Source organism: Parerythrobacter jejuensis (genome assembly GCF_039536765.1).
In the GTDB taxonomy this organism is placed as follows: domain Bacteria; phylum Pseudomonadota; class Alphaproteobacteria; order Sphingomonadales; family Sphingomonadaceae; genus Parerythrobacter; species Parerythrobacter jejuensis.
On the sequence record NZ_BAAAZF010000001.1, the window covers coordinates 177,662 to 194,118 of the forward strand.

14 protein-coding genes are annotated in these 16,457 nt (G+C 58.5%); all 14 read left to right on the plus strand.

Annotated elements, in window-relative coordinates; genetic code table 11:
- Position 1: 1 nt before the first annotated feature.
- The 14 genes from ABD653_RS00850 (at position 2) to ABD653_RS00915 (ending at position 16,436) form a co-directional block, all read left to right on the plus strand.
- Positions 2-2,542: a TonB-dependent receptor gene (locus ABD653_RS00850; protein WP_160779417.1), complete on the plus strand. Its 2,541-nt coding sequence runs from the start codon at positions 2-4 to the stop codon at positions 2,540-2,542.
- 114 nt (positions 2,543-2,656) lie between these two features.
- Positions 2,657-3,787, plus strand: a complete 1,131-nt coding sequence (locus ABD653_RS00855) for a beta-ketoacyl-ACP synthase III (protein WP_160779418.1) — start codon at positions 2,657-2,659, stop codon at positions 3,785-3,787.
- 61 nt (positions 3,788-3,848) lie between these two features.
- Positions 3,849-4,598, plus strand: a complete 750-nt coding sequence (locus tag ABD653_RS00860) for a phosphatidylserine decarboxylase (RefSeq protein WP_160779419.1) — start codon at positions 3,849-3,851, stop codon at positions 4,596-4,598.
- Positions 4,599-4,624: 26 nt separating this feature from the next.
- Positions 4,625-5,446 (plus strand): CDP-alcohol phosphatidyltransferase family protein, encoded by an 822-nt coding sequence (locus ABD653_RS00865; RefSeq protein ID WP_160780427.1) that lies wholly within the window; start codon positions 4,625-4,627, stop codon positions 5,444-5,446.
- 528 nt (positions 5,447-5,974) lie between these two features.
- Complete coding sequence (rpsB, locus tag ABD653_RS00870; RefSeq protein ID WP_160779420.1) at positions 5,975-6,712, plus strand: 30S ribosomal protein S2; 738 nt, start codon at positions 5,975-5,977, stop codon at positions 6,710-6,712.
- A gap of 92 nt (positions 6,713-6,804) precedes the next feature.
- Positions 6,805-7,731 (plus strand): translation elongation factor Ts, encoded by a 927-nt coding sequence (gene tsf / locus ABD653_RS00875; protein WP_160779421.1) that lies wholly within the window; start codon positions 6,805-6,807, stop codon positions 7,729-7,731.
- A gap of 183 nt (positions 7,732-7,914) precedes the next feature.
- A complete protein-coding gene (gene pyrH / locus ABD653_RS00880) occupies positions 7,915-8,637 on the plus strand; it encodes a UMP kinase (protein ID WP_160779422.1) in 723 nt (240 codons plus the stop codon).
- Positions 8,638-8,640: 3 nt separating this feature from the next.
- A complete protein-coding gene (gene frr, locus ABD653_RS00885; protein WP_160779423.1) occupies positions 8,641-9,198 on the plus strand; it encodes a ribosome recycling factor in 558 nt (185 codons plus the stop codon).
- Between the two features lie 67 nt (positions 9,199-9,265).
- Positions 9,266-9,907: a polyprenyl diphosphate synthase gene (gene uppS, locus ABD653_RS00890; protein ID WP_199801252.1), complete on the plus strand. Its 642-nt coding sequence runs from the start codon at positions 9,266-9,268 to the stop codon at positions 9,905-9,907.
- Entirely contained in the window at positions 9,894-10,607 is a 714-nt protein-coding gene (locus tag ABD653_RS00895; RefSeq protein WP_160779425.1) for a phosphatidate cytidylyltransferase, read from the plus strand. Before uppS ends, ABD653_RS00895 begins: the two co-directional genes overlap by 14 nt.
- A 3-nt stretch (positions 10,608-10,610) precedes the next feature.
- The gene (dxr, locus tag ABD653_RS00900) at positions 10,611-11,765 is read left to right on the plus strand and encodes a 1-deoxy-D-xylulose-5-phosphate reductoisomerase (RefSeq protein ID WP_160779426.1); all 1,155 of its coding nucleotides are present in this window, start codon (positions 10,611-10,613) and stop codon (positions 11,763-11,765) included.
- Positions 11,766-11,768: 3 nt separating this feature from the next.
- A complete protein-coding gene (gene rseP, locus ABD653_RS00905; RefSeq protein ID WP_234032176.1) occupies positions 11,769-12,884 on the plus strand; it encodes an RIP metalloprotease RseP in 1,116 nt (371 codons plus the stop codon).
- A 163-nt stretch (positions 12,885-13,047) separates the two neighbouring features.
- The gene (gene bamA / locus ABD653_RS00910; RefSeq protein ID WP_160779427.1) at positions 13,048-15,747 is read left to right on the plus strand and encodes an outer membrane protein assembly factor BamA; all 2,700 of its coding nucleotides are present in this window, start codon (positions 13,048-13,050) and stop codon (positions 15,745-15,747) included.
- A complete protein-coding gene (locus tag ABD653_RS00915) occupies positions 15,747-16,436 on the plus strand; it encodes an OmpH/Skp family outer membrane protein (protein ID WP_160779428.1) in 690 nt (229 codons plus the stop codon). Before bamA ends, ABD653_RS00915 begins: the two co-directional genes overlap by 1 nt.
- Positions 16,437-16,457: the final 21 nt, after the last annotated feature.

Here is a 16,457-nt window from a genome sequence, read left to right on the forward strand (position 1 = left end):
AATGAAGCATACCCTTTTTGCATCCACTGCCCTTGCTGCCTGCGCCATGCTGGCAACCCCTGCGATGGCTCAGGATGCTGCCGATGGCGTAGAGCCCGAAGCGGATGACGATATCATCATTGTGACGGCAACCCGTCGTGCAGAAGACGTGCAGGATATTCCGCTGGCTGTGACCGCAGTCAGTCCCGAGCAGCTTGATCGCCAAGGCGTGGTCAACGTGCAGGACATCACCTCCGTATCGCCCAGTTTCTCGACCTCTAACGCCCAGCTTGCCTCGGGTTCGGTGGTCCTGCGGATCCGCGGCGTGGGTACCACGTCGAACAACATCGGCTTCGAAAGCGCGGTTGGTATCTTCATTGACGGCGCGTACCAGTCGCGTCCGGGCGTCGCGCTGAGCGAATTCGTTGACGTTGAGCGCGTCGAAGTTCTTCGCGGGCCGCAGGGAACGCTGTTTGGTCGGAACACCTCGGCTGGTGCCTTGAACATCACCAACCGTCGTCCGGACCTGAGCGAGTTTGGCGGCTTCGCCAACGCAACCTACGGCAACCGCAACCTGATCAGCGTGCAGGGTGCGGTGAACCTGCCAGTGGTACAGGATACCGTGGCTGTCCGCCTAACGGGCGCCTATCGTGAGCGTGACGGCTATTACACTCTTCTCAATGGTGCCGGCACAAACGTCGGTGAATCCAATGCAGCCGACCAGTTCCTTCTTCGTGGTCAAGTCGGTTGGGAAACGGACAGCGGTTTCTCTGGCCGTATCATTGCCGATTATGCCGAAAGTAATGCGCCGTTCGGTGCTGCGCTTGAAGTCTTGCAGTCTGGCATCGAAGGCGCCGGACTATTCGGTGCCGTCGGCCTTGGTGCGCGAGGCGGCATGTCCGGCCCCGCGGTCGCGACTACACCGTTTGACCGGACATCTGCACAAGCTGCAGTCGATAGCCGAACCGCCTCCGTGAATTTCGAGCCGATTACTCAGGTCGAGAACTGGGGTATCACGGGCGAATTCGAATTCCCGATCAGCGATAGTGCCGATATTATTTATATCGGTTCCTACCGTGAGTTCTCATCGTTTGAGGCCTATGACTCGGATTTCTCGGGTCTCGATGTTTTCAATGTGACGGGCAACGACACTTCAATCGAAACGATGACCCACGAACTGCGCATTCAGGGCGATGCGTGGGGCGGGCGCCTTAGCTGGCTGATCGGTGGCTACTATTCCGATGAAAGCATCACGCAATCTGCGTCCTTCCAACTTGGCGCCGATTATGGCGAACTGATTGGTGCGCTTTTTGCTGGTGCTACCGGCGGTGCGAGCCTGTTCCCGCCTCCCGCAGGGCTCGGGCTGGGTGCAAACCCACTCACTCTGTTCTCCGGAGGCATCGATCCAGCTGGGACGACCAACACCAACCTGTATTCGCAGGATTCCAAGAGCTGGTCTGTCTTCACTCACAATACGCTCGATATTACCGACAGTTTGGACCTGACGGTTGGCCTGCGCTATTCTGATGAGAGCAAGGATGGTGCGTTCGCTCAGGGTAACAATAACAACACCTTGTGTCCGGCAGTTCTGGGTGCCATCGGCGCAGGCGGTGTCCCGGTTCCGTTCATCAATACGGTCTTCGGTACGGGTTGTTTTGCATTTACGGCGCCAGCTGATTTGCCTGCGGCGGCGGTATTCCCGCTTCCGCGGACCTTCGCAGGCGAATTCAGCGACAGTGAGCTGATCTACACTGTGAAGCTCGGCTATGAATTTGCCGCGCCGATCAATGTCTATGCAAGCTACACGCACGGCTACAAGTCGGGCGGCTTCAACCTCGACTCGACCGCCGCTGCCGGTGGCGCTGATCCGCGCTTCCTGTCGGAAGAGGTCGATGCCTACGAAATCGGTCTGAAGGCGAAGCTGCTGGACAATGCGGTTGTGCTGAACGTTGCTGCTTTCCGAGAGGAATTCAGCAACTTCCAGGTGCTGGAATTCACCGGAGCGCAGTTCACCACCTTCAATGTTCCGAAAGCGAACACGCAGGGTCTCGAGATTGAATCGACCATTCGTCCGAATGACAATTTCACCTTCAATCTCGGCATCACTTACACCGACGCAGCCTATCCAAACGATTGTGCCGGCACACAAACCGCACCGAACGTCCTCGCTCTGTGCGGCAACTCGCTGACCAATGCGCCTGAGATCGTGGGTATCGCGGGTGGCCTCTACGAGAAAGAAATCAGCAATTCGCTGAAATTCACGCTCAACGGCCAGGTGCGCTTTGAAAGTGACCGTCGTACTTCGACCCAGGCAGTCGATCCTTCGAATCTTGCGGCCCGTATTCCGGTTCCGTTTGACGAGCAGGATGGCAACATCAAGGTCAACATGCGTGCCGGTATCGGCGAAATTGATGGTGCCTGGACGGTTGAGGCCTTCGTGAACAATCTCACCAACGAGATCACACGCGGCGTGACGTTCAACACGGTGCTCCGCTCGGGCTCGCGCTCGGCGTTCATTCAGGAGCCTCGCAGCTATGGTGTGACTGTTCGCACCAAGTTCTGATCCTTCCGGAACACTCGGAATGCGGCCGTTTGCACCCTTGGTGCAGGCGGCCGTTTCCTTTTGTCGACAGCAAATGGCTTGTCCCTTGGGGCGCTGCGAATTAGGCAGGCGCGCATGAAAACAACAGGTCGACCCGTCATATCCGCCACCGGGCTGTTCACGCCCGCGGAATCGATCAGCAACGAAGAGCTGGTCGAGAGTTTCAACGCCTTTGTGGAGCGCCATAACGCCAGGTTTGCGGACGAAATTGCTGCGGGCGAGGTGGAAGCACTCCAACCCAGCTCGGTCGAGTTCATCGAGAAGGCTAGCGGCATTAAGGCCCGCCATGTTCTCAACAAAGCCCCGATCATAGATCCAGATATTATGGAGCCCCGTCATCCCGAGCGGGGAAATGACGAGATCTCGCTGATGGCGGAAATCGGTGTTGCTGCGTGTCAGGAGGCGCTGGAGCGCGCTGGTCGCGATGTCGCCGATGTAGATGCGGTCTTGTGCGCGGCATCGAATATGCAGCGGGCCTATCCGGCAATGGCGATCGAAATTCAGGAGGCGCTGGGTATTGACGGGTTCGGCTTCGATATGAATGTCGCCTGTTCCTCTGCGACCTTCGGGATTCAGACAGCCGCTGACTATATCCGCGCCGGCAACGCGAAGAGCGTGCTGGTGGTGAGCCCGGAAATCACCTCGGGCCATCTCAACTGGAGAGACCGCGATAGCCACTTCATCTTCGGCGATGTGGCTACGGCAGTTCTGGTAGAGGATGCGGCCATAGCGCCGACCGAGCATTGGGATATCCTTGGCACCAAGCTCAAGACGGTTTTTTCCAACAATATCCGCAACAACTTCGGCTTCCTCAACCGATCACACCCTGAGAGCCGCGAGGACGCTGACAAGCTATTCGTGCAGGAAGGGCGCAAGGTCTTCAAGGAAGTGGTGCCGATGGTCGCCAAGATGATTATCGAGGAAGCGGAACGCCTAGGCGTTGATCCGCAAGGACTACGGCGCATGTGGCTCCACCAGGCGAACACCGGCATGAACAGGCTGATCGCGCATAAGGTGTTGGGCCACGAAGCGAATGAAGATGAAAGCCCGACCGTACTCGACACATATGGCAACACGTCGAGCGCGGGTTCGATCATCGCCTTTCACAAACACTCGCAGGATTTGCAGGCCGGCGATACCGGGCTGATCTGTAGCTTTGGCGCGGGCTATTCTGCGGGCACAGTCTTTGTCCGGAAGGCTGCATGAGGCGGCGGCATTCGGCGCGGTTTTGCTTGTTCCCCGCAGCGCCAATGCCTAGGTGACGGGCATGTCGGGTGATATTCTAGATAACAAGGGAAGCGGCGATGCCGGTTGGCAATGGCCCGCTATCCACCCAGAGGGTCGGAAATACGGATTGGTCGTGGCAGCGTTTTCGTTGGTCGCGGCGCTTTTGGCGTGGGAGACCATCGCGTGGCCACTCGGCTTCCTTACACTTGGTGTTCTGGCGTTTTTTCGCGACCCGGAGCGGATCGTCCCGCAGGATGAGAATGCGATAGTTTCCCCCGCTGACGGACATGTCTCGTTGATCAGCCAAGTTGCTCCGCCCCTTGAACTGAGCATGTCGGATGCTGCAGGCAACCCAGGTCTCGGCGAGGGCCCAGTCACGCGCATCTCGATTTTCATGAGCGTGTTTGACGTGCACATCAACCGGACCCCGATTGGCGGCATTGTGACGCGGTTGATTTATGTGCCCGGCAAGTTCCTCAATGCGGATCTCGACAAGGCCAGCGAAGAGAACGAGCGCCAGCATATTCTGGTATCGCGTCCTGATGGCCTGCAGGTTGGGTTTACCCAGATAGCCGGATTGGTGGCGCGGCGGATCGTGCCATTCGTCAAGCAAGGCGATCTGGTCGCTGTCGGCCAGCGGGTCGGGCTGATCCGCTTCGGCAGCCGAGTGGATGTCTATCTGCCTGCCGGTACGGAACCAGGTGTCATTCTGGGGCAAAAGATTGTCGCCGGTGAAACGGTTCTGGCACGCGTGGGTGAGGGCAAGTTGATCGAAGGCTTCGCCCAGTGAGTGATGATCCGGTGAACGATGAAGATATCTGGCTAGGGCCGAAGGCGGCCGAGCATGAAGTGCCCGCCGGCCGACGCCCCAAGGCGCTCAGCCTGCGTGCGGTGGTCCCCAATGCGATTACAGTTGCGGCCTTGTGTTCGGGCCTGACTGGCATTCGGTTTGCCATTGCGGGGGAATGGCAGGCCAGCATCCTTGCCATCATTCTGGCGGGCGTTCTCGACGGGATTGATGGCCGAATCGCGCGGTTGCTGCGGGCCCAATCGCGGTTTGGTGCCGAGCTGGACAGTTTGGCGGACTCTCTGTCTTTCGGGATGGCACCCGCAATTGTCTTGTATCTCTGGGCGTTGCAGGACTTGCCTCGCCTCGGTTGGTTTGCCGCACTGGCCTTTGCGATCGCCTGTGCCTTGCGCCTGGCCCGATTCAACGCCCAGATCGATGTCGATGAACAACCGCACAAGTCAGCAGGGTTCCTGACCGGCATTCCCGCTCCAGTGGGTGCAGGCCTGGCGTTCCTGCCGGTCTACTTATGGATTGCGACGGGGGAGGAGCAATTGCGCGATCCCTGGATCGTTGCACCCTGGATGGCGCTGATTGCAATCCTGATGATTTCCAATGTTGCCACACTCAGCTGGACCTCGGTGAGGCCTCGCCGCCATATCAGGCTCGAAGTAATCTTTGCCTTCGGGCTAACCTTCGCAGCCTTGCTGGTAGAACCGTGGTGGACATTGGTGGCGATATGCGTCGGCTACATGGCTTTGATGCCGTATGGATGGATCCGCTATGCCCGGATCAAGCGGCAGCGCGCAGCGGAATTTGGCGGCAAAGAGCAGGGCGACGCACGCGATTAGTCGGCGCCACGTGGCGAACGCCAACATCACGGACAGTTACGCTGGCGACGGGCGCTGCGTGCCGGCTCCGTAGCGTATTAAGGGCGCGCCACGCATTGCGACCGCGAAGTGTCGCATCGAGCAACGACGCCAATGCAGCAAATGCCGTGAGCGCGAAAAGCGCAATGAGAGCAAGTGTGAACATCTTGGTATCTTTCGTTCGTCACCCACAAGCCTGTTGACAGCCTGTGGGAATTGGGTGGAGAACACTCACACAACGGCATTTGTTCCTGTCTGATGCCTATGTTCTATTTTTGTTCCGCCATGTCAAGCCGTTTTTGCGACGGGATGCATGTGATGCGAGTCAAATTGAGGCTGGATTTCTTCATCAACACCCTCTAATTGGCGCGCGTTCGCAGCGATTCCGGCCAATTCCGGCAGGGTTCACAGCGCTCAAATCCACATGGAGAGCATCACATACCGGTGCCGCAAGCGGGAGATCCGCTGAGGTTCCAGCTCTCCAGAGGCATAACCGGAAGGAATTTACTTATGGCGGCACCTACCGTCACCATGCAGCAATTGATCGAAGCCGGAACCCATTTCGGCCACCAGACCCACCGCTGGAACCCGCGGATGAAGCCGTATATCTTCGGCGCTCGCAACGGTGTTCATATCATCGACCTGTCGCAGACTGTTCCGCTGATGGCGCGTGCTCTCGACTTTGTTGCGTCAACCGCAAATTCGGGTGGCAAGGTTCTGTTTGTCGGCACCAAGCGTCAGGCACAGGAACCGATTGCAGAAGCTGCCCGCGCATCGGGCCAGCACTTCGTCAACCACCGCTGGTTGGGAGGCATGCTGACCAACTGGAAGACCATCTCCCAGTCGATCAAGCGCCTTAAGACCCTGGAAGAGCAACTTTCCGGTGAGACCTCCGGCCTGACCAAGAAGGAAGTTCTCCAGCTGACGCGCGAGCGTGACAAGCTGAACCTTTCGCTTGGTGGCATCCGTGACATGGGCGGTATTCCCGACGTCATGATCGTGATCGACGCCAACAAGGAAGACCTGGCCATCAAGGAAGCCAATGTCCTCGGCATTCCTGTGGTTGGTATCCTCGATACCAATGTTGATCCTTCGGGCATCGCTTTCCCGGTTCCGGGCAACGACGATGCTGCCCGTGCTGTTCGTCTGTACTGCGATGCTTTTGCAGAAGCAGCTTCGAAGAATGGCGGCGGGGCCAATGTCGGCGAGATGGAAAATCCGCCGGTTGAGGAAATCGCCACCGCCTGATCGGGCCCATGCCGCAGGCATGATCGAATAATCGTGCCCCGGTCCGCCCTGCGGATCGGGGTCACCCCCCATTAGAAACCAAGGAATTAGACATGGCTGCATTTTCCGCCGCTGATGTGAAGAAGCTCCGCGAACTCTCTGGCGCGGGCATGATGGACGCCAAGAAGGCACTGGTCGAAGCAGACGGCGATATCGACGCTGCTGTCGATGCGCTGCGTGCCAAGGGCCTCGCAACCGCGCAGAAAAAGTCCAGCCGGACCGCTGCCGAAGGCCTAGTCGGCGTAGCCGTCGAAGGAACCAAGGGCGTTGCCGTCGAAGTGAACTCCGAAACGGATTTCGTTGCCAAGAACGATCAGTTCCAGGACTTCGTCCGCAAAACGACCGAAGCCGCTATCAATGCCACCGGTGATGATGTCGAAGCTCTCAAGAGCATGGCCTATCCCGATGGCGGCACCGTTGCCGAAAAGCTGACAGACAATGTCGCGACCATTGGTGAGAACCAGCAGGTTCGCCGGATGAAAACAGTTTCAGTCACCAACGGTGTTGTTGTGCCTTACATGCACAACGCGGTCGCAACGAACCTCGGCAAGATTGGCGTTCTTGTTGCGCTGGAAAGCGAAGCCGGTGCCGATGTGCTGGAGCCTCTCGGCAAGCAGCTTGCGATGCACATTGCAGCGGCATTCCCGCAGGCTCTGAATGCCGATGGCCTCGACGCCGACCTGATCGAGCGTGAGCGTGCGATTGCTGCCGAAAAAGCAGCCGAGAGCGGCAAGCCTGAGAACGTGCAGGAAAAGATGGTTGAAGGCGCGGTGAAGAAATTCGCCAAGGAAAATGCGCTCCTCAGCCAGCTGTTCGTCATGGACAACAAGACGCCGGTTGCCGACGTTGTTGCCAAGGCTGGCAAGGATGCCGGCCACGACATCGTGTTGAAGGACTATGTCCGCTTCCAGCTCGGTGAAGGAATCGAGAAGGAAGAAAGCGACTTCGCCGCAGAAGTGGCAGCTGCCGTCGGCGGCTAAGCGCTTTCCAAGCTCATTAGAAAAGCGACCGCCGGACCCAAGGTTCGGCGGTCGTTTTGTGTCTGGCCTTAAAACTCTTGGAGCTACACCGTTGGCTGAACCGCACCGGCTACAGCTTTCCCTTTGCGACTCCGACGCTTGCCCGCTAAGGGTCGCGCACCCTGTGACAGCGACGGAAATTCGATGACCTTGCCCAAGATGAAACGCGTCCTCCTGAAGCTTTCGGGTGAAGTGCTGATGGGGTCGCAGGAATACGGGATCGATCCGGCGTTCGTCCTCGAAATGGCGAAGGAAGTGAAAGCCGCCAAGGATCAGGGTTTGCAGGTATGCCTGGTGATCGGGGGCGGGAACATCTTCCGTGGGATGGCTGGTGCGGCTCAGGGCATGGAACGTGCGCAAGCGGACTACATGGGCATGCTCGCCACGGTTATGAATGCACTGGCCATGCAAAGCGCCCTGGAGCAACTGGGCGTGCACACACGGGTTCAGAGCGCAATCCAGATGGACCAGGTTTGTGAGCCGGTTATTCGCAGGCGGGCAGAACGACATCTGGAGAAAGGCCGTGTGGTCATCTTTGCTGCCGGCGTCGGCGCACCCTATTTCACCACCGATAGCGGCGCAGCTTTGCGGGCAGCGGAGATGAATTGTGATGCCCTGCTGAAGGGTACGAGTGTTGACGGGGTCTATGACAGTGATCCCAAGAGCAACCCGGATGCCATCCGCTATGAAACCGTCAGCTTCGGCCGCGTCCTGGCCGATAATTTGAGAGTTATGGATGCTTCTGCCGTCGCGCTGTGCCGCGACAATGACATTCCCATCCTTGTCTTCTCCATCCGTGAGCAAGGCAATCTGGCGCGGGTCTTGTCAGGCGAGGGTGTCCAGACCATCGTACAAAAGGAAGACTGAGCAATGGCAAGATATGACAAAGCCGATATCGAACGACGGATGAACGGCGCAGTAGAAAGCCTCAAGGGCGACCTTTCCGGCCTTCGCACCGGCCGTGCGAACGTATCACTGCTCGATCCCGTCGTGTGCGAAGTCTATGGCGCGATGATGCCGCTCAATCAGGTCGCGACGGTCTCTGCGCCCGAACCGCGGATGTTGAGCGTGCAGGTCTGGGACAAGGCCAATGTCACTGCGGTCGAAAAAGGCATTGCCCACGCCAATCTGGGTCTCAACCCGATGATCGATGGCCAGAGCGTCCGCCTTCCCATGCCCGATCTGACCGAAGAGCGGCGCAAGGAACTGGCCAAGCTGGCCGGCAAATATGCCGAGAACGCCAAGATCGCTATCCGCAACGTGCGCCGTGACGGGATGGAAGCGCTCAAGGACGACGAGAAGGCGAAGGAAATTTCCGAGGACGAACGCAAGCGTCATGAAGATGATGTCCAGAAGCTGACCGACAAATATGTCGCTGAAACGGACACCGCTGCCGAGGCGAAGGAAAAGGAAATCATGACGCAGTGACGGCTTGCGAACCGGGGGAGAGCTCGTGAGCGAGACCGAAAATCGCGCACGTCATGTCGCGATCATCATGGACGGGAACGGGCGCTGGGCGAAGCGCAAGCACCTGCCGCGTGCAATGGGGCATCGTCAGGGCGTCGAAGCGGTGCGCAAACTGGTTCGCAGTGTTGAACCGATGGGCCTGGACTGCCTGACACTTTACGCCTTCTCGTCGGAGAACTGGAAGCGACCCGACGAGGAAGTCGATGACCTGATGAATCTGATGCGCAAGTTCATCAAATCAGACTTGCCAGAGTTTATCGCCAACGACGTCAAACTCCACATTATCGGCGACTGGCGTGGATTGGCGCCGGATATCGTCGCAATGCTGGAAGATGCGCTCGAGCAGACTGCAAAGGGCGCACGGACTCTTGCCGTGGCGCTCAATTACGGCGGCCAGAGCGAGCTGGTGCACGCCGCAAAGCTGGCGGCACAGGGTGGAGAGATCACCGAAGAATCGATCGAGGCGAATCTGTTTACGGCTGGTCTGCCCCCGCTGGACCTGCTGATCCGCACCAGTGGCGAAGTGCGCTTGTCCAATTTCCTGTTGTGGCAATGTGCCTATGCGGAAATGCTGTTTGTCGATACGCTATGGCCTGATTTTACTCCGGAGCATCTGCAACAGGCGCTCGACAATTTTGCCAGCCGGGAGAGGCGCTATGGCGGACGTTGAGACCATTTTAGCCCCGAAAAAGTCGGATTTGCCGGTGCGGATAGTCTCTGCAGTGGTCATGCTAGCAATCCTCGGGGTTGCGCTCTGGCTCAACAATCCCGTCAAGATGTGGCTGATCGTTATTGTTGCCCTTGTTTGCTTTGTCGAATTTGTACTGCTGGTGACAAAGGCGACCCAGAATGTGCCGTTCCGGCTCGCAGGGATTCTCGCAGGTGCCGTCTATATCGGGTTGGCGGGAGTCACGATGGTCAACCTGCAGCTGCAAGCCTTCGGTGCAGCTATCGGCGCGGTCGTATTCACCGATGTGTTCGCCTATTTCACGGGCCGAGCAATCGGAGGCCCCAAGATTGCACCCAGTATCAGCCCGTCCAAGACCTGGGCAGGCCTGATCGGAGGCATGATCGGCGCGGCCCTGTTTATGGTTTGCCTGGGGATCGTCCACTTCTCGGTCCAGGGTTATACGCTCGCTGATATGGGCGCAGAGCTGCCGATTGAATTCGGCACGATCATGTTGGTCGGGGCCGGGCTGGCAGTTGTCGCTCAGATGGGCGACTTTTTCGAAAGCTGGCTCAAGCGCAAGGCGGACGTGAAGGATTCGTCCAAGCTGATCCCGGGTCATGGCGGTGTGTTCGACCGCATCGACGGCCTGCTCCCGGTAAGCATTGTCGTCGGCACACTCGCCAACCTCTTCGGCGCTTAGGCAATGCGCACCATTTCCATACTTGGCGCCACTGGCTCTGTCGGGACGTCGACGCTTGATCTGATCCGCCGTGAAAGGGACGATTGGCGGGTTGTGGCGCTTACCGCGAATTGCAGTGCAACAGAATTGGCAAAGCTCGCCATTGAATTCAGCGCGGAAACTGCCGTGGTTGGCGATGAGACCTGCTTACCCGAACTGCGCGAGGCCCTGGCAGGAACATCGATCGAGGCATCTGGTGGCAAACAGGCGCTGTGCGACGCCTCTGCGCGACCAGTCGACATCACGGTTGCGGCGATCGTCGGATGTGCCGGTTTGGCCCCAGTGATGGCGGCGATAGAGCAAGGTGGGACCATTGCTCTCGCTAACAAGGAAGCGCTTGTGTCTGCCGGTGAGGTGATGACCGCCGCGGTGGAACGTCATGGTGCAACCTTGCTGCCGGTCGATTCCGAGCACAACGCGATTTTCCAGTGCTTGCAAGGCAACTCGATCGAAGATGTGCGCTGGATCACGTTGACGGCGAGCGGTGGCCCTCTGCGCACTCTTTCCGCAGAGCAACTGGAAACCGTGACGCCTGAACAGGCGGTGGCGCATCCCAACTGGGATATGGGGGCCAAAATCAGCGTCGATTCCGCGACCATGATGAACAAGGGGCTCGAATTCATCGAGGCCTATCACCTGTTCCCGGTCGGGCTCGATAGGCTGCGGATCGTGGTGCATCCGCAAAGCGTGATCCACTCGATGGTCGAATATCGCGATGGATCGACGCTCGCCCAACTTGGCCCTTCCGACATGAAAGTGCCGATTGCGTCTTGCCTTGCCTGGCCGGCACGGATGGAAACAGGGTGCGAAGCGCTTGATCTGGCCGCCATTGGCGAGTTGAGCTTCTTCAATCCCGATGAAGTTCGCTTCCCGGCGACCCGCCTTGCCCGGGAGGCCGCCCATCACGGCGGTGCAGCGCCTGCGGTGCTCAATGCTGCCAATGAAGTGGCGGTGGCGGCATTCCTGGCCGGTCAGATAGCGTTCACGCGCATCGCTCTATCTGTCGAAACCATCCTCAATGATACTGAAATTCCGTCCGCGCTGACTTCGCTTGATGATGTCCTTGCGCTAGACACGATGACGCGGGAGCGCACGGGCGCCTTGCTGGAGAGAGTCTGAACAATGTTCGAATCGCCCCCTTTTTGGATGTGGATCGTCGGATTCCTGCTGTTGCTGGGGCCGCTGGTGACCATCCACGAGCTGGGCCACTATCTTGTCGGCAGATGGTTTGGCGTGAAAGCAGAGGCCTTCTCGATTGGCTTCGGCAAGGAAATTGCGGGATATACCGACAAACGCGGCACGCGGTGGAAGCTCTCTGCACTGCCGCTTGGCGGATATGTCCAGTTCAAAGGGGATATGAACCCCGCTAGTATCCCGGATGCAGAAGCTGCCGAACAAATGGATCCGCAGGAGCGGGAAGGGGCGTTCCAGTTTGCCGCCCTGTGGAAGCGGGCGCTGATTGTTTTCGCCGGCCCGGCCACGAATATCATCGTTACGTTGGCAATTTTTGCGTCCTTCAACCTGGCCTATGGCAAGTTTGAAGCGTCCAACGAAATTGGCGGTTTCGCCGAGAACTCGGTGGCACAGGTGGCTGGCCTGGAGCTGGGTGACAAGATCGTTGCAATCGATGGCGAAGCGACGCCCGCCTTTGCCGAAATCAGCAAGCGCGTTTTGATGTATCCGGGCGAAACCATTGATATCACGATTGAACGCGATGGTTCGGTGATGACTTTGCCGGTCACTATCGGTGACGTGACGGAGACGGACAGGTTCGGCAATGAATCGCGTATCGGGCGCCTTGGGGTCATGTCCGGCTCACCAAAAATCACCGAGCTTGGTGCTGGTGAAGCGCTCGCCCTGTCATGGCAGCAGACTGTCGATCTGACGAACATGATGGTGACAGGCATCAAGCAGATCATCGTCGGGGATCGCTCGGTCAAGGAACTGGGCGGTCCGATCAAAATCGCCAAATATTCGGGTGAGCAGCTCAGCCTGGGGTGGCCTGCCTTTGTCAGCTTTGCTGCGCTGATCTCGCTTAACTTGGCATTCATCAACCTCCTGCCAATTCCGGCGCTCGACGGCGGGCACCTGGCCTTCTACGCAGCAGAGGCTGTCCGTAGGAAACCGGTGGGTCCGCGGGGAATGGAATTGGCGTATCGCACCGGCATGGCCCTCGTGCTCATGTTGATGCTTTTCGTCACCTTTAACGATCTGGCGTCGCTATCACTGTTCGGGTGATAGTGGGGGACAGGTAGGGAATGAGAGCCTGAATCTAGACGCTATTGCTTGATCGGGGGCGACGCATCGGGCACAGGGCGGCGGATCGATCGATCCGGCAACCGATGCGCCAAGCAGGCGATGATCCGGGCCGGACAGAAATTGGACGGGACATCTTTTCGCAATGAATGGCACCGATATGGGTTGCGAGCCTGTTTCGCGTAAGAAATCGGCTCCTAAGAGCCAGTGGGCTCTGGCCTTGCTTTCCAGCACTGTTCTGGCTGGCTTGCCGGTTGGCGCTTTGGCTCAGGATGCAACCGCGGCACCGCCCGCAACAGCGGAGACGCAGCCTACGCCGGCACCCACGCCCCAGCGGGATGTGATCCGGAGCATTGCGGTGCAGGGCGCGCAGCGTCTCGAGCCGCAAACGATCCTGACTTACATCAATTTGCGCCCGGGGCAGGAATACACCCAGGTCGCAGCCGACCAAGCGCTGAAGGACTTGTACGCGACCGAGCTGTTCTCGACTGCAAGTGTCCGGAACAATGGCGGCAATGTGGTGATCGACATCGTCGAGAACCCGGTCATCAACCGGATTATCCTGGAAGGGAACAAGCGGCTCAAGAACGACAAGATCGTTCCTGAGATCAAGCTGGCCCCGCGCCAGATCTTCACGCGCTCCAAAGTGCGCGCTGACGTCGCCCGCATTATCGAGTTGTACAAGCGTCAGGGGCGTTTCGCCGCCACTGTTGAACCAAAGACTGTTCAACTGAGCCAGAACCGGGTCGATCTCGTGTTCGAGATCAGCGAAGGGCCCAAGTCCAAAGTCCGGCAGATCAACATCATCGGCAATGATGTGTTCTCCGATGGCAAGCTGCGTGGCGAAATGGTCACCAAGCAGGCCCGCCTGACCAGCTTCTTCAGTTCTAACACCAGTTATGACCCAGACCGGTTGGCATTCGACCAGCAGAAGTTGCGCGAATTCTACCTGACCGAAGGTTATGTCGATTTCCGCGTTGTTTCGGCGGTTGCCGAACTGACGCCGGACAAGCGCGACTTCATCATCACTTACGTGGTGGAAGAGGGCGAGCGCTACAAGTTTGGCGACGTCACGGTCGATAGCAGCCTGCGCGACTTTGACAGCGACGCGATGACCAGCAATCTCGCGATCGAAACCGGCGAGTGGTACGATGCGAAACGCATCGAGGATATCGTCGAGCAATTGACAGAGCTGGCCGGTACTTTTGGTTACGCCTTCGCCGATGTGCGTCCGCAATTCACCCGCAACAAAGACGATTTGACCATGGACGTGGTGCTTGCGATCCGGGAAGCGGATCGCACCTATGTCGAGCGGATCGACGTCAACGGCAACACTCTGACGCAGGACAAGGTCATCCGCCGGGAATTCCGTCTGGCCGAGGGTGATGCCTTCAACTCGATCGGGGTCAAGCGTTCGACCAACCGGATCAACTCGCTGGGCTTCTTCCAGGAACAGTTCGAAATCGAGCAGAAGGAATCGGTCGATCCGGACCGGATCATCCTCGAGGCGAATGTTGAAGAGCAACCGACCGGCGAATTGCAACTTTCTGCGGGCTTCTCCTCGATCGAAAGCTTCCTGCTATCAGCCTCTATCCGCCAGCGGAATTTCCGCGGTCGGGGGCAGACTGTTGGTGCATCGGTCCAATGGTCACGCTTTTCGCGCTCGTTCAACCTGAGCTTCACCGAGCCGTATGTATTCGACCGGAATATTTCGGCTGGTATCGATCTCTATCGGCGTGACTTCAACAGCTTCAATTTCACCGGCAATGATCGCAACACGACCTACGAACAGTCGACCACAGGTGGCTCGTTGCGTCTCGGCGTTCCACTAACCGAGTATATTTCACTTATCGGCAGCTATACGCTGAACTTTGACGACATCACGCTCGACGAGAACACCTTCTTCTCCGACTTCGATGGCGATGGGGTCAGCACCTGTGAACCGCTTCTCGCCGGTCGCTTCCTGTGTGACGTAATCGGCAGCCGGACGAGCTCGATCCTCGGTGTGAACCTGATTTATGACGCGCTGAACAGTCGGTTTCGCCCGACCCGCGGCGAACAGCTGACCCTGAGTGTCGACTATGCCGGCCTTGGTGGATCGGTGAATTACATCAAGGCGCGCGCCAAGGCCGCGAAATACTGGCAAGTACTGGGTGACTTCGTGTTCTCGCTCTCTGCCGAAGGTGGTTACATCAAGGGTCTGGAAGACCGTGGTGGCCCGGGTGTCGATGATGTCCGCCTGGTCGACCGTTTCTTCCTTGGTGAGCCGCAGATCCGTGGCTTCGATATTCGCGGTGTGGGCCCACGTGTTCTGCGCCAACCGATCATCGATGATGGCACGGGCAATCCGCTCGTGATCACCGATCGGGACCGGGTCGCGGATGATGCCATTGGCGGCAACGCGTATTATCTTGGCCGTGCAGAGCTGGAAATCCCGCTGGGGTCAGGTGCGCGTGAATTGGGCCTGCGGCCATCGATTTTCCTCGATGTCGGCGCCTTGTTCAATGTGACGACTCCGGTTCTGCAGCAAAGCCCGTTCCCGGGTGGTTTGAGCTTCCAATTGCGCGATGGCGATGGCAATCCGCTGTTCGTCACAGCAGCGGGTCTTCCAACCCTCGATACAGTTGACGCGAACGGCAATCCGCTGTCGCCGCTGAATCGCACTATCGATCCTTTCCAGGAAGTCTTCCTGGGTGATTCCGCAGCGCCGCGCGTTGCTCTCGGGATCGGTGTGAACTGGAATTCACCCTTCGGTCCGTTCCGGATCGACTTTGCCCATGTGCTGAAGAAGCAGCCGGGTGATGATACCAAGACACTTTCCTTCAATGTAGGAACACAATTCTAATGAAACAGCTTCTCAAGCCCGTCCTGGCTCTCGGCCTGATGACCGCCTCGGCTACCGCTATCACGGCTCCGGCCATGGCCCAGCAGGCGCAGGGCGTCGCCGTGGTCAACATTCCTGCCGTGGTGGCGAATTCGAACGCGTATCAGACGGCCCAGCAGCAACGCCAGACGACTTATGCTGCCCAGATCCAACAGGCCGAAACCCGACAGCAGCAGATTTCTGCGCAGCTCAAGCCGCTAGTCGACAAGTTCAATGCCGACCGTCAGGCCGCGACTCCGGATCGCGCTTCGCTGCAACAGCAGGCAGGCCAGATCCAACAGATCGAACAGGCAGGCCAGCGCGAGCTCCAGCAGATCCTGGCACCTGTGGTCGCCAGCCAGACTTACGTTAACGAGCAGATCGAAGACCGTCTCGACGAGGCCGTCCAGGCTGCCGCGACGAAGAATAACGTCACACTGGTTCTCAGCGCGTCGAATGGCCAGATCCTGTTTGCCGGACCCACGCATAACTTGAACCAGCAGGTTCTTGCGGAGCTCAACACGCTCCTGCCGGCCGCAGCGCTGGTTCCGCCACAGGGTTGGCTGCCCCGTGAAATCCGTCAACAGCAGGCCGCGCAGGCCGCTGCTCAGGCACAGCAGGCAGGTACAGCGCCGGCAGCGCCGGCGCAGCAACAGCCGACCGGCCGCTAAATCACACGATCAGGGGGCAGG